We start from the raw sequence: 13,046 nt of genomic DNA, 5'->3' as shown, positions 1-13,046 counted from the left end.
AACTTGTGCAGGAAAAATAACGTGGAAAATTATAGTATTATGGTATAGTATTAAATTAATAATCTAGATGCAGCGCTCTTGGGGGGTTCGTTCCCCCATCCATTATAATAGATTTTTTTGGAGCTAAGTCTTAGGGAGGCAGCGAATATAAAGCATAAAAAAACCATTTCATTATGTTTATTTGCAGCATTACTTATTTTTCTTCAAACAAACAACTACCTTCTTTTAAGTATTTGGGGCGTTTGTGCAGTTTATCTTTTCGTTACTTCAGATAAGCTTTTGCGACTATTTGTTCTTACGAGCATACTATTCGGCATCGGTTTTTTTACATATTTGCAAGTGAATTCCCAATTAAAACTCGAACCAAGGGAATTGCATATATTTCTAAACAGGTTGTCATTGTTTTTTATTTTACTTCCGTTATTCGCATTCTCTTTCTTCTACAAAGTCCCGTTCGTACGGTATTGGAAAAAACCGCAATGGAATGAGTTTATTTGCTTCCCTTTTATCTGGTCGGGTTTTCACCAAACAAAAGTTAAATCATTTCTGCTCATTGCGTTAACGATCAATTTTTTCATCTTTCTTCCATTTATTATTCTAAATGGATGGTCATTTATTCAAGAAGTTTGGTTATTAACGATCATATTTACTATTACAAACGCAGTGCTTGAAGAGCTTGTATGGAGAGGCGCTCTTCTTAGCCGTTTTTCAGAGCAGTTAGGGGAAAGATGGGCAGTTGTGATTACAAGTTTAGGCTTTGGATTGCAGCATTATTCGCTCGGATTTCCATGGAGTGTCTGTATTGGTTTTACTCTTGGCGGGTTGTTTTATGGAGGAATTACGATCAAATCCGGAAGTATTTTCCCTTCATTAATTTGGCATATGGTATTAAATGTTCTTATGGTTTTTAGCGGTTTCATATTTTCATAAAGAAAAATGCCGAACGATGTCGGCATTTTTCTATTCCAAGTATTTCAGGAATTACTTTTTGTCTTGGCTGTCTACTGTTATTTGACCTTGTTCCAAGATGCTGTCTTTTTCAATTGAAGTATTTGAACCTTTAATGTTCAGCAAGAAGCTTGGGCCAAAAGTAGTGTGGCGGTCTTCGAACTGACCTTTGTTTACCATGTAATTTGTAACTACGAATTTATCACTATTCTTTTGTGGAATGACAAAGTGAGCGTAGTTAAATGTAACATCGTTTTTGTCAAGTCTGTGGTGCAATACGATTCCAGTATCATTTAAAGGCTTGTATTTACCAGTTAGGGATCCTGATGAATAACCAAACATGTAAATGTCTTTATCATCGATTCCGTCAATCGTCATTTTAGATCCTCTAGCACTTGTAAATAGGTACCATTTGCCATCCTTTTTAAAGATGTTAGCACGTTCGATTTCATCAGTGATTGTGTTAGATGTGATTAATGGTTCCATTTCTTTTTTCAACGTATAATCGTCGTTAATTTCAATAATACCTAGTGCACCATTAGCCATTTCTGCTAAATGTTTTTTATCACTTTGAAGCAATTTGCTCTTTTCAGCTTGGAACGCATCTTTTTTCATACCATAGTAAGCTCTATTGAATAGAGAATCTTCGCCTTGGTAACCATATTCAGTTCCAGTATTTGCTTCAAACACAAGATATTTACGGCCTTTATCTTCAATATAATGAGGGTCTCTTAAAGTATGGTTATCGCCAGAATTATAAGCTCCAGCATCGATAAATCCTTGAACATTTTGATAAATTTTGCCGTCTCCACCATCGTAGATAGATTTGTGATCTTCTACACCATCAACTTGGATAGTTCCAGCATTTGGTTCTGATACATTGACTTGAGCAGTAGTTAATGTTTGTTTACCGTAACCAGTACCGCCATCTTGAGGAGCACCAGAGAAATCAGTATAGAATAAGCGTAGTTCGCCGTCAGATGTTAAAGTTGCAGAACCTGACCACTCTTGAGTTTGATATTTTAGATGTGGATCATTTGGTTTGAATTTATCAGCATCGTCAAATACTCTACCAGCATTTTTCCAGCTGTCTAGAGAATTTTCGCCAGCTTTTTTATAGAATAAGTAAATAAACGCTTCGTTTGGATCTTTAGGGTTTCCAGCTAAAGTAAATAGAAGATGATATCCATTGTACTCTGCTACTGTGCCATCAGCATTTTGCAGCGGCCAGCTATCCCATACATCTAATTCTGTAAAGTTGCCATTCTTATCGTATCCTTGTGCAGTAGGGATGTTTCTGATTGAATCGGCATCGAATTTCGGTACTTCAAAACGTGCATTGTCATGCTGTTGAGGAAGTTTAAGCATATCGGAACGAGTGATATGAGAAATTCCATAGCTTTCATTGTGATCTCTGCTTTCTGCTTCTTTCGCAAAAGCTTGAGTTCCGCCTCCTACTAGCAACGCTGTAGTAAAGGTTAATGCTGTTGCTTGTTTCACAAACTTGTTGATCTTCATAAATTCCTCTCCTTTTAATGACGTATCTAAAAAATTGAAAATGATAATTTCTCAATCTTTCAGATCATGAAACTTCCTCGTGTTATGTATTAGATTATTAGATTTTTTTGCTAACTTAATAAAATCCTCCCTAAATTGATAACTGCCAATCAAGACTGCAAATTGTACCGTAACATTCCCCACTAAAATAGAACGAATATCTAAATAATAAGTTCATGAGGCCTGGCCAGTTTAAATGTTTCATATGTACTTATTTGCAAGTGAATTTATTAAGTCAGAAACCGATTAGGGGGAAAATAATCTCCTAAAATCTAAATATCAGACACGATTTTGCTTCAACCCAAGATTAACTGGATAATTTCTTTGAGTCAAATCGATCAAAGGTCACAAGATTCAACTTTTATTCATTTTCAATACTATATAACTACGACTATTGTTATAGATTTAAATGTTTTATTAATCTCATGTTAATTTTACTATAACAATTTCTTTAGTTTCTTTCTCTATTTATCCAGCACTGAAAAAAGGTCGTTTTTTATACATAATTTAGATTTTACAACTATATTTTTTATGCGGTTACAACGAACGTTTGACTATTTAAAGATTTAATCGAATCAAAAATACGTAAAAAATAACATTTTTAATTGTTTTTATACATTTAATATTCGTCTTTAAGATTATCTATAAATATTTTTGAATATCATTTCTACCCTTAAAGGTTAAAAAAAGCAAAGGTTTTCATAATTTCACATAATCATTTTTATGGCATTATTTTTGTAAATAAACCACAGGATAAAAGTATTATATTGAAAAATGGGTCGATAAGCATACGAAAACTTATCTAGTATTGTAATATTCGTAAAAGTAAACCCTTTCATTTCCAAGAAACTATGTGACATTATAAGCCATCTAGTTACTTCGTACATCATCTAATGATGCTACAATAGTCATTAATATTCTCATTTGCCATCAGGATATTTTCTTAGGCAGCAGTTAACATTTAAACAAAAAAGAAAATGTCGGTATATAACCGACATTTTCTCCAGGATATTCCACCAGCCCACTACATATTATCCTTAATTTTATTTACTTCTTTTTGCCTTCACCATCAACTGTTACTTGTCCTTGTTCCAAGATGCTGTCTTTTACGACAGATGTTTTTGATCCTTTAATGTTCAGTTGGAAACTTGGAGCAAAGGTAGATTGATGGTCTTCAAAATACCCTCTATTGGTCATGTAGCTTGTGACAACAAAATTATCACTATTCTTTTGCGGAATTACAAAGTGTGCGTAATTCCAAGTAATGTCTTTAGGATCAAGTCTATGGTGCAGTACCATTCCTGTATCATTTAAAGGTTTGTATCCTTCAGATAAAGAATTTGACACGTAGCCAAACATGTAAATATCTTTAGCATCAACACCGTCAGTAGTCATTTTAGATCCTCTAGAACTTGTGAACAAGTACCATTTGCCATTCTTTTTAAATACATTGGCTCTTTCAATTTCATCAGTTACAGTATTAGATGCAATCAACGGTTTCATTACTCTCTTTACAGAATAATCGTCATTGATTTCAATAATTCCAAGTACTCCGTTTGCCATTTCTGCTAAATCCTTTTTATCACTTTGCAACAATTTCGTTTTTTCTGCTTGGAAGTATGCTTCGCTATTACCGTAGTAAGCTTTGTTATACAGAGATTCCTCTCCTTGGTAACCAACTTCTGTCCCAGTATTTGCTTCAAAAACAAGATATTTACGGCCATTGTCTTCAATATAGTGAGGGTCTCTTAATGTATGATTATCAGAATAATCTCCATTACCGAAAGCTTGCTCAACAGTTTGATAGTATTTCCCGTCTCCATCAAAGATCGTTTTGAAATCTTCTACACCATCAATTTTCAGCTGATCAGAATCTGGTTGAGATACATTGATTTTAGCTGTTGTTAAGGTTTGTTTACCAAATTGTCCAGCCTCTGGCTCCATTTTCTGACGGCTTGTATAGAATAAGCGAACATCACCTTCAGTTGTTAAGGTTGCAGAACCTGACCATTCTTCTGATTGTTTGTCTAGAATCGGATCGTTTGGTGCGTATTTATCATTTGGCTTAAATACTTTACCAGCGTTTTTCCAGTTCTCAATAGAATTGTCGCCTTTTTTCTTATAGAACATGTAAACAAATGTATCATTTGAATCTTTAGGGTTACCTGCCAAGCCAAAAACGATTTCGTAGCCTTTATATTCTGCCACTGTTCCATCAGCATTTTGAAGAGGCCAAGTATCCCATACATCTAATCCTTTTGCGGAAGGGATATTTTTGATTGATTTCTCATCGAATTTTGGAACTTCAAATTTTTCGTTGCCATGCTGTACAGGCAATTTACTCATATCCTCACGTGTGATATGAGAAATCCCATAGCTTTCATTGAAATCTTTGCTGTCCTTTTCTTGCGCAAAAGCTTGAGTTCCGCCACTGACTAATAAAGCTGTAGTAAAGGTTAATGCTGTTGCTTTCTTTACAAACTTGTTCATAAAATACCTCTCTCTCCCTTAAATAATGTATCTAAAAAAATTGAAGATTCCCAATTTTCTTAGACCTGGAAACGGCCTCTGTGCTGAGTATTTAGATTTGTTTGCTAAAGTAATAAATGATTATTTCGATTTGTGCTGCAAATTGTACATTACTAACTTTATATAGAAGATATGTGATCAAAACTTTTCAATGTAAAATGTACAGCTTGCATTTGAATTTATTAAATTAGCAGAAGGGTGGAAAAAATCATCTTTGAATCTAAATATCAAACACGACTTCGTTTCAACCAAAGATTAACCTGTTACATTATCCGCGTCAATTCGATCAAATGTAACAAAATTCGACGTGTTTTTATTCTTAATTAGATTTATCCGTGTCGAAGGTCATAAGTAATTTTATTTTTATAACATACAAATTAATTTTATGAGACAAAAAGGTATCATCTTTATCTAATGCTTTAGCTTGTTAACTATTAATAAATGATAGATCTTTTTGATGTGAAAAGTCGGATCATCTAAACGGGTCTTTAATTACGTCTCTCATGATAAAATTCCCCCTATGTCTTAAGTAACTCTATAGTTTTAACATAACTCTTCACAACAAAGTAATCGTTTCCATGATTTGATATTGATATATTTTTTGTAATATTTTCGTCAAGTAGAGCAGGTGAAAAGATCTAGTTCAAAAAACAGGACTTTATTCATGAAAATTTCGTGTGTTATTTTGAAATTAGTCTGTAAGTTTCACATATTTTAGAAAAAAAGCCTGTTACTCACTAAAAAATTGCACTAAAATGAGCCCTGCTTTTTATGGCAGAGCTCTAATAATCGGAATATCCATTTAGCTTTTCTTCGTGAAAATTTGAAATTCTATACCAAACTTGTCTGTTATCACACCGTAAGCTGGGCTAAAATAGGCTTCTTGCAGGGGTGTGTTTACTTTGCCGCCTTGCTGCAATGATTCATAAAGTTTTTTCGCATTTTCCACTTCATTCGTTGTAATACAGATAGTCACTTTATTTCCACTTTGCAAAGGCTGACTTGGCAATTGATCGGCGACAAAAAGGTCAGTTTCACCAACTTTTAAAACAGCATGCGCCACGTAATCTTTTATATCTTCAGTTATTTGAAATCCAGGGTCTTCCGGCGCCTCTCCAAATGTTTGTTTAAATAGAAGTTTGGCATCCAAGGCATGTTCATAAAATCGGATCGCTTCATTAGCGTTTCCTTCCAGCATAATATAGGCATTTAATCGGGTTGTCATAATAAAACAGCTCCTTAGGTTTTATTTTTGATTTAAGCACTAATATTTCCACAGCAGATTGCAGGCGCCTCTCCCCTTTCACCTGCTAGATTACATTTAAAGTATAGCTTATAATGGTGACAAAGATTGTCATGAATAAAAAATAAAGGAGCCATGTGATGTCAAAATCGAAGAGGCTGTTGGAATTGATGATGACTATCAATAGAAAGAGGAAGTTTACAGTCAAAGAGCTTGCCCAAGAGTTTGGTGTATCAACAAGGACAATATTGCGAGATTTGCAGGAATTGAGTGAGTTAGGGGTTCCTTTGTATTCGGAAGTGGGGCCTCACGGCGGCTACCAGGTATTGAATGAAAGAATTCTTCCTCCCATCGCTTTTACCGAGGAAGAGGCTGTTTCCATATTTTTTGCGATTCATGCATTGCGTCACTATTTATTCATACCTTTTGAAACGGAAATCTCTTCTGTATTGAAAAAATTTTATAACTATATGCCTGGTGACGTCCGTGATCGGATTGACCAAATGAAGAATCGTGTTGATTTTCTCACTCCAATGAGACAATTGACTTCCCCCCATTTATCAATTCTGCTGGAAGCCGCCATATATCAAAAAGTTCTTCTTATTGAATACGAATCGAAAAAAGGAAAGTCAAGCAGGCAAATACAGCCGATTGGGATCTATGCAAGCAACGGGTTATGGTACTGTCCAGCTTATTGTTTCAGCCGAGGTGACTTTCGTATATTCCGGTGCGACCGAATTCATTCAGCAATAAATGAAGCGTCCACTCCGGAGTCGATCGATCTTCATCATGTGAATTTAGAAAATAGGGAACTGTTTCTCCATGCGGATCAGGCGACTATCAGCGTTTATGCTGAACTAACCAAAGAAGGTATCAGGAGGTGTGAGTCTGAGATATGGCTTTCATCTAAACTGAACACTCGCAACGATGGCACTGGTTGGCTGGAGGGTAGCTTTTCAAAGCATGATATACCGTTTTTAGCGAAGTTTTTCATCGGCTTAGGAAATGAGGCCACAGTGAAAGATCCGCCTGAACTAATCAGTCAGATCAAGCGGATACTTCATGAGATATTGGCGAAATACGATTCAGTAACGAAACATTTATGAAGAACAGCTGCTGCAAGAGGAACAGGAGCTATCATGATGTGAATGATGATCGTTATCACCTGAATGACCGCCTGTAAAAATTGAATTACCTGCAACTTGTATCTGTTCCTCTGTCCCTAAATTGAATAGCTCTGTATCTTCTTCTGATAATTCACCCGATAAAAACAGGAAATACAAAAGGCTTAAGTCCATAGGCACATCCCGCGATCCTTCAAATTTATTACTTTTTCTTTTTATCGCAGAGAAACTATTATTAGCTTCTGATTTTATACGATCTATAAATGCTTCAAACGTCTTTTCCGCTTCCGGAATTGGTTGATCAACTAAATATTTCTTTTTTAAATCCTCCATAGAGCTTGAAGTGATCGATTGGACAAATGTGCGTCCTTCGCCTTCATTAAAAAAATTTCCCCAGATCGCAGGGGTTTTAGAATCCAGTTTAAATAATTGGATATACATGACCTCAAATTTTTCTCTCTTCCGGCTTGTGAACAGGCTCTCCATGAGGATTATGGTTTAGATGCTTCCCGATGAAACCATTGCTGAACATCTGGTATTCCTGCTCATAATCAAGCATAAGATGCCATAATTCATCAACGTTTTTATCAAACATTTCCACCTTTTTAAACACTGCCGCGAGGATAAAATACCGTTTAAGCTCTCTCCAGTACTCGTTTACCTTCTTTTGGCTCCAGTTTCTATGCCTCATTCGAAATTCTGTATTCACTTTTTCCATATAAGCATTTCTCAGCGCCCTATCTAATCTTTGAATTAATTCTTTATCCACTAAAGAGGTGGCTTCCACTTCTAATTTGTGAATTTCTGACTGGAATTCTCCAATGTATTTTTCTCTTCTGATCCGCGGCTGATTCTTTGATAAAATTAAAATAGTAATCACTACAATGGCAATAATTAAAATCCAACCAAAAAACTCCATCATTCTCCTCCTTAGAATTTCAGCTCTCCGCCTTTTATTTTACCAATATTTATATTATTCTACAAAGACTTTCCTGCCTTATTAAAGTGATTTCTCTCTAGCAGCAAGGGATATCAGCCCAAGTTTCCGATTTATCGTCCCATTCTTGAAATATATCCGACCATTGTTAAAATATTTCCACCCACTTTGGAAATATAATAAACTAAGTTCCAGGCAATTTTTTTATTGCGAATTCAGCTGATAGTATTGAATAAGAAATTGTATTTTTATATAGAAGAAACTCAACTTCAAAGGAGGAATAGATATGTTAAACGGCATGCATATTTTAATAGCAGGCGGCGATTCGAGACATATCGAATTGATAAAGAAACTAACAGGAGCAGATGCAAGAGTATTTCTGACAGGTTTTGAGGATTTACCATCTGAGTTCGAAAACGCAAGTAAAGTAAAGATAGATGACATCAATCTCAGTATAGTAGACAGCATTATCTTACCTGTCTCAGGTATACACGAAAAGGGTAAAGTTGAAGCAAGCTTCTCACAAAACGATGTATTTATCACTAAAGAAATCATATCTAAAACTAAAAATCATTGTGTTCTGTACTCTGGTATTTCCACTCCATACTTAGATGACATAGTGAAATCAACCAATAGAAGTCTGGTCACAATATTTGATAGAGATGATGTTGCCATTTTAAATTCGATCCCTACAGCCGAGGGTGCATTGAAGCTCGCCATCGAACATACTGATGTCACGATCCATGGATCTAACCTTTTGGTGTTAGGATTCGGCAGAGTTGGAATGACTGTGGCACGTACTTTTTCTTCTATCGGCGCAAAAGTGAAAGTATGCGTAAGAAACGCTGCTGATGCTGCCCGCATTACTGAAATGGGATTAGAGCCGCTTTTCTTCGACACTCTTGAAAAAGAGGTTTCTGCGAATGATATATGTATTAATACAATTCCAAAACAGGTACTCACTTCAAGCATAATTTCTAAAATGCCTGATCATACATTGATCATCGACCTTGCTTCCAAGCCTGGCGGAACCGATTTTCAATTTGCCCAAAAACAAGGAATTAAGGCATTGTGGGCGCTAGGTTTGCCAGGAAAGGTTGCTCCTAAGACGGCTGGGGAGATAATGGCCAATGTGCTTTTTGACTTATTGAAGGAACAAAAAATACAAAATTAATTCCTCCTAAATCAGCTGAAGTCATGTCAAAACTAATAAAATTCTTAAGAAAAAGGAGGCAGTTAAAATGACAACTTCAAAGAAAAGTTTAAGAACTTGCAACAAAGGACACCAATACTATAAGAGCAGCGACTGTCCGACCTGCCCGGTTTGTGAGGAAGAAAGGAAACCTGAAAGTGGATTTCTTTCACTTCTCTCAGCACCAGCCAGACGAGCATTAGAAAACAATGGGATAACCTCTTTACAACAGCTATCAAACTATAGTGAAAAAGAGATTTTACAATTTCACGGGATGGGATCCGCTTCTTTACCTAAGCTTAGGACTGCTTTGCAGACAAATGGGCTATCATTCAGACAAAAATAGACAATTGCATGACAATTGTCTATTTCACTAATCTCTAACTCCCTAATGCTAATGCGTATCGGGATCATCCAGGTCATTCTGGGACATAAATTATTCCATTACTTGCTGCCACTCTTCTTCTTCCTTTGAAAATGGAGAGGGAAACTTGTTTTCAAGTTCTTCTGCTTTCGTCATTTCCAATCCGCTGAATTCTCGCATCGCATCTTCACCAACAAAATCCAAGCTTGACTTGATATGTATAAATACTAATTCTTGTACCTCTGGATCATGAACGGGCTTTCCCATTAACCGTTTAACTTTTTTGCACAAATTGATAAATTCTTTATCTAATGCGACCAATTCTTCTTCAGGCTTATCGAATAACTGATCAACAACTTCCTTAGGCATATGCTGCCGAAGCAACAAGCGTTGTTCCTTCTCCGTCTGAAGATTATTGATTAAACTCATTAAAATAGCGCTATCCACCTCCCCTTCATCCTCTAAAAGAGTCATGATTCGGCCAATCGCTCTTAAAGCAGTCTCGAGATTCTCTTTTTGTTCCTCCATCGTCTTTTTTTGCATTAGCAACGTTTCGTTCAAGCTTAAATCAAAGCTTGACTTGTTGATCAAAACCCCTATTTCATCCAGACTATATCCTAAAAACTTGAGGCAGATAATCTTTTGCAGCGTTAGTACATCTTGATCTGAATATATACGATGTCCCGAGCTGGGATACTTTTCAGCTCTGAGCAAACCAATCTCGTCGTAATAATGCAATGTCCAAATGGACGTACCCGTCTTTTCAGAAAATTCACCGATTGAATAATTTTTACCATGGCTCATTTTCAATGCCCCATCCATTTTGTGTTAGCACAAGGTTACTTCGATCATACTACCTAACGCTACTGGAGGTGCAAGAGAAAACTTTCATGAATCTTCCATCAAATCACTGGGAAAAATGTATTAAGCTCCGTTTTCGTTTAACAACCTACACCGCAGGGTAGAGTAGCTGTGTGTTAATGGTTCAAAGCTATCATTTATTAGTATTAGAAAGCAGGTGATTTTAACATGCCGACCATTGAAACAAACGACGGCACGAACATTTATTATGAAGAGATGGGGAATGGCAGGCCCTTGCTGATGATCCACGGATGGGGCTTTTCCGGCCGTTTTTTCCACAGAAATGTTGAGTCGTTGGCAAAACATGCACGCGTAATCACAATTGACCTTCGCGGGCACGGTAACTCCGATAAGCCTTCACACGGATATCGGGTGCCGCGGCTGGCAAGAGACTTATATGATGTTCTTGCTGCCCTTGACCTACAGGATGTTACGGTTCTAGGCTGGTCGCTGGGCTGCCCTGTAATCTGGAGTTATTTCGAGCTGTTTGGGACAGAAAGGCTTAAACAGGCAGTGTTTGTGGAGCAGTCGCCCAGACAGTATTATGGGCTCGATTGGAAATATGCCCATGCAACCTGCTATGACGACGCATCATTCGCTTACACTAAAGCGCAGGTCGAAATGGATACCTCTAACTTTGACAAAAACCAGATCAAGACAATCATGGAGACTGAGCCAGCACAGGATGAGCGGGAAAGAATGCTTGCTGAGATGGCAAAAGCACCGGCATCTGCCCGGAACGCGATTATGTCCGACCATACCCGTTATGACTGGCGCGACCTGATTCCCGAAATCAACCTTCAGAGTTTGGTGATGGTGGCGCGTCAAGACAAAGTCTTCTCATGGCGGGGACCTGCTTGGGTCGGGGAGAATATTCCAAGTGCCCAGACAGTCTTTTTCGAGCACAGCAGTCACGCTCTGTTCCTCGATGAACCTGAAAAGTTCAACGATTCTGTGATCCAATTCATGTCTAACGAAGGAGGTATATGATGAACCCTTCTAAATTCCCTTTTTATTATGGAGTGAATGAATTTAGCACTCAGCCTTGGTCTTTTGAAGAGGATGTGGCGCACTATTCCCGGCTCGGTGTGGAAGCCATCGAGGTATGCGAGTCAAAACTGGATCCAGATCGTATGAGCAGCCAGCTGGAGCTTCTTGCTGACGCCGGCTTAACGGTGAGTTCAGTTCAGCCGAAGGTGCGGACTATGACACCGAGTGCAGATCAGCCCCAGCCTGTTGGACGCGAAGAGCGATTGAAAAGCTTCCGCCAATCGATTGAGCGCATCGCCCCTTATGCACCAGGTGCGGTGTTCGTCACGAATACCGGACCGGCAACAGGAGGGAACATGGCAGATACGATCCGCCAGGTCATAGCCGATCACCAGGAGCTTGCCAGCATTGCCGACTACCACGGAGTAAAAATCGGACTCGAACCATTAAACCCAATATTGCTCAACTTGGAAACAGCGATCTGGACTTACAAGCAGGCACAGGATATTATTCAAGAGATCGACAGGGACAATGTCGGCATTTGCCTTGACCTATGGAACGTTTGGCAAGATGATCACCTCATCGAGGGCATCAAGTCTGAACCAAAACATGTCTTCTTACTGCAGGTCAGCGATTGGCGGACGCCACAATCAAGTGCCGACCGGCGAAGTGTAGGAACCGGAGAAATCCCTACCGGCAAGCTTCTTCACAGTGTCTATGATGCAGGCTACCGAGGTCCTTGCGTGCTTGAGATTTTCTCGCATAACGTACCCGATTCTCTTTATGACACCGACTTGGATAAGCTGATCGTAGATAACCGAGCAGCACTCGAGCTAGCTTGGATATCTGGTTGAAAGTAAAAGGAGAAAATAGTGATATCCGCCATCATACTTCGTAGCAGCGAAAAAATGTTTAAATGAAAAACCGCAGAAGATAGCATAATGGACATGCTGCTTCTGCGGTTTTTTTGGATTAATTTTAAAATAGATTCTAAAGATAGATATTTAGTTTGGTTCTGACACGGGGGAAGATTTCTCTGCAAAATTGAAAAAAGGTAAGTATTATATTAAAGTGAAAAATGCAAATAACATGAATCTTGATAACTACTATAACTTTACTATTGAAACCTTAAAATAAGGAGGGCATTAAATGAGCACCAAAATAAGTTTTAAGTACCCGTTGATAATATTGGCATTTTTATTATCCTCTCTTCTAATACAATTATTAAGTTTTCAAAATAGTGTTCCTGCTAATCTAACCTTTATTTTTCTTATAGGTGTTTTAATATATTTCGGCAAAAA

At 37.6% G+C, this 13,046-nt stretch carries 12 protein-coding genes; 6 read left to right on the top strand and 6 right to left on the bottom strand.

From position 1 onward, the window contains the following. Positions 1 to 399: 399 nt before the first annotated feature. Entirely contained in the window at positions 400 to 930 is a 531-nt protein-coding gene (locus JOC74_RS14105; RefSeq protein ID WP_225970283.1) for a CPBP family intramembrane glutamic endopeptidase, read from the top strand. Positions 931 to 981: 51 nt separating this feature from the next. Here the strand turns inward: JOC74_RS14105 and sacB (JOC74_RS14100) are convergent, their stop codons facing one another. The 3 genes from sacB (JOC74_RS14100) to JOC74_RS14090 all read right to left on the bottom strand — a co-directional run bounded on the left by sacB (JOC74_RS14100) (position 982) and on the right by JOC74_RS14090 (position 6,259). Continuing rightward, positions 982 to 2,466, bottom strand: a complete 1,485-nt coding sequence (gene sacB / locus JOC74_RS14100; RefSeq protein ID WP_053605314.1) for a levansucrase — start codon at positions 2,464 to 2,466, stop codon at positions 982 to 984. Positions 2,467 to 3,552: 1,086 nt separating this feature from the next. Beyond that, a complete protein-coding gene (gene sacB, locus JOC74_RS14095; RefSeq protein WP_053605313.1) occupies positions 3,553 to 4,995 on the bottom strand; it encodes a levansucrase in 1,443 nt (480 codons plus the stop codon). 841 nt (positions 4,996 to 5,836) lie between these two features. Beyond that, positions 5,837 to 6,259: a VOC family protein gene (locus tag JOC74_RS14090; protein WP_053605312.1), complete on the bottom strand. Its 423-nt coding sequence runs from the start codon at positions 6,257 to 6,259 to the stop codon at positions 5,837 to 5,839. A gap of 158 nt (positions 6,260 to 6,417) precedes the next feature. On the opposite strand from JOC74_RS14090, the gene JOC74_RS14085 reads away from it, so the two are divergent. Next, on the top strand, positions 6,418 to 7,383 hold the full coding sequence (locus JOC74_RS14085; protein ID WP_211086190.1) for a helix-turn-helix transcriptional regulator: 966 nt from the start codon (positions 6,418 to 6,420) through the stop codon (positions 7,381 to 7,383). Here the strand turns inward: JOC74_RS14085 and JOC74_RS14080 are convergent. Beyond that, positions 7,378 to 7,842 carry a hypothetical protein gene (locus tag JOC74_RS14080; RefSeq protein WP_053605310.1) on the bottom strand — a complete coding sequence of 155 codons (465 nt, stop codon included), beginning with the start codon at positions 7,840 to 7,842 and terminating at the stop codon, positions 7,378 to 7,380. The two genes, JOC74_RS14085 and JOC74_RS14080, sit on opposite strands and share 6 nt — an antisense overlap. 4 nt (positions 7,843 to 7,846) lie before the next feature. After that, on the bottom strand, positions 7,847 to 8,320 hold the full coding sequence (locus JOC74_RS14075; protein ID WP_053605309.1) for a UCP032817 domain-containing protein: 474 nt from the start codon (positions 8,318 to 8,320) through the stop codon (positions 7,847 to 7,849). A 304-nt stretch (positions 8,321 to 8,624) separates the two neighbouring features. Between JOC74_RS14075 and dpsA the strand changes: the two genes are divergently transcribed. Together dpsA and JOC74_RS14065 are read left to right on the top strand one after the other, a co-directional pair. Continuing rightward, entirely contained in the window at positions 8,625 to 9,512 is an 888-nt protein-coding gene (gene dpsA, locus JOC74_RS14070; RefSeq protein ID WP_053605308.1) for a dipicolinate synthase subunit DpsA, read from the top strand. Between the two features lie 67 nt (positions 9,513 to 9,579). After that, positions 9,580 to 9,876 carry an RNA polymerase alpha subunit C-terminal domain-containing protein gene (locus JOC74_RS14065; protein WP_053605307.1) on the top strand — a complete coding sequence of 99 codons (297 nt, stop codon included), beginning with the start codon at positions 9,580 to 9,582 and terminating at the stop codon, positions 9,874 to 9,876. 90 nt (positions 9,877 to 9,966) lie between these two features. Here JOC74_RS14065 and JOC74_RS14060 read toward each other — a convergent pair whose 3' ends face one another. Then, a complete protein-coding gene (locus JOC74_RS14060; RefSeq protein ID WP_053605306.1) occupies positions 9,967 to 10,698 on the bottom strand; it encodes a MerR family transcriptional regulator in 732 nt (243 codons plus the stop codon). A gap of 225 nt (positions 10,699 to 10,923) precedes the next feature. On the opposite strand from JOC74_RS14060, the gene JOC74_RS14055 reads away from it, so the two are divergent. Together JOC74_RS14055 and JOC74_RS14050 are read left to right on the top strand one after the other, a co-directional pair. Continuing rightward, positions 10,924 to 11,745, top strand: a complete 822-nt coding sequence (locus JOC74_RS14055; protein ID WP_053605305.1) for an alpha/beta fold hydrolase — start codon at positions 10,924 to 10,926, stop codon at positions 11,743 to 11,745. Next, the gene (locus JOC74_RS14050; protein WP_053605304.1) at positions 11,745 to 12,599 is read left to right on the top strand and encodes a sugar phosphate isomerase/epimerase family protein; all 855 of its coding nucleotides are present in this window, start codon (positions 11,745 to 11,747) and stop codon (positions 12,597 to 12,599) included. Before JOC74_RS14055 ends, JOC74_RS14050 begins: the two co-directional genes overlap by 1 nt. Positions 12,600 to 13,046 lie beyond the last annotated feature (447 nt).

Source organism: Bacillus capparidis, from assembly GCF_017832095.1.
Taxonomy (GTDB): Bacteria; Bacillota; Bacilli; order Bacillales; family Bacillaceae; genus Bacillus; species Bacillus gobiensis.
Note: the sequence above shows the minus strand (reverse complement) of the source record. Positions and strands in the feature narration are given on the sequence as shown.

What these genes read in the sequence shown, in the direction of transcription:
- JOC74_RS14075 (WP_053605309.1), bottom strand. Translation starts at nt 8,320, where the DNA reads ATGGAGTTTTTTGGTTGGATTTTAATTATTGCCATTGTAGTGATTACT.
- JOC74_RS14085 (WP_211086190.1), top strand. Translation starts at nt 6,418, where the DNA reads ATGTCAAAATCGAAGAGGCTGTTGGAATTGATGATGACTATCAATAGA.
- JOC74_RS14065 (WP_053605307.1), top strand. Translation starts at nt 9,580, where the DNA reads ATGACAACTTCAAAGAAAAGTTTAAGAACTTGCAACAAAGGACACCAA.
- sacB (WP_053605313.1), bottom strand. Translation starts at nt 4,995, where the DNA reads ATGAACAAGTTTGTAAAGAAAGCAACAGCATTAACCTTTACTACAGCT.
- JOC74_RS14055 (WP_053605305.1), top strand. Translation starts at nt 10,924, where the DNA reads ATGCCGACCATTGAAACAAACGACGGCACGAACATTTATTATGAAGAG.
- JOC74_RS14050 (WP_053605304.1), top strand. Translation starts at nt 11,745, where the DNA reads ATGAACCCTTCTAAATTCCCTTTTTATTATGGAGTGAATGAATTTAGC.
- JOC74_RS14090 (WP_053605312.1), bottom strand. Translation starts at nt 6,259, where the DNA reads ATGACAACCCGATTAAATGCCTATATTATGCTGGAAGGAAACGCTAAT.
- JOC74_RS14060 (WP_053605306.1), bottom strand. Translation starts at nt 10,698, where the DNA reads ATGAGCCATGGTAAAAATTATTCAATCGGTGAATTTTCTGAAAAGACG.
- dpsA (WP_053605308.1), top strand. Translation starts at nt 8,625, where the DNA reads ATGTTAAACGGCATGCATATTTTAATAGCAGGCGGCGATTCGAGACAT.
- JOC74_RS14080 (WP_053605310.1), bottom strand. Translation starts at nt 7,842, where the DNA reads ATGTATATCCAATTATTTAAACTGGATTCTAAAACCCCTGCGATCTGG.
- sacB (WP_053605314.1), bottom strand. Translation starts at nt 2,466, where the DNA reads ATGAAGATCAACAAGTTTGTGAAACAAGCAACAGCATTAACCTTTACT.